We start from the raw sequence: 435 nt of genomic DNA on the forward strand, positions 1-435 counted from the left end.
CTCTCGGTGGTCTTCACGCTCTGGCTGTCGAGCACTGCAGCGGTGGGCGAGGCGCTTCGACCGACCCGCTCGCGATCCGCCATGACGAGGTGATGATTGATCCGACCGAACAGGCCCTCGTCGCGCCAGCGCACGAAGTAGCCGAACGTCGTGCTGCGCGGAGGCAGGTCCTTCGGGATCATCCGCCACGCGATGCCGCCTCGCAGCACTGAGACGATCGCGTTCCAGATCTCGCGCATCGTCCAGATGGCGGGCCGACCGCACGAGGCCGGCTCCGGCATCAGCGGCGCAAACACGGCCCATTCCGCATCGGTCAGGTCGGTTTCGTAGCGCAGGCGCGAACGGCTATGCTGCCGGCGAGTGGTCGAGGTCCACATGGTACATCCAGATCAGGCTTCAGCACCCTTCTGGAATCACCGCCATCCCGGCCACTCA

At 66.0% G+C, this 435-nt stretch carries 1 protein-coding gene; it reads right to left on the reverse strand.

Annotated elements, in window-relative coordinates; translation table 11 throughout:
- A partial coding sequence (locus MKK70_RS20405) for a transposase (protein ID WP_243949554.1) occupies positions 1–377 on the reverse strand: 377 nt, incomplete at its 3' end.
- Positions 378–435: the final 58 nt, after the last annotated feature.

It is taken from the genome of Methylobacterium sp. E-041, from assembly GCF_022829665.1.
In the GTDB taxonomy this organism is placed as follows: domain Bacteria; phylum Pseudomonadota; class Alphaproteobacteria; order Rhizobiales; family Beijerinckiaceae; genus Methylobacterium.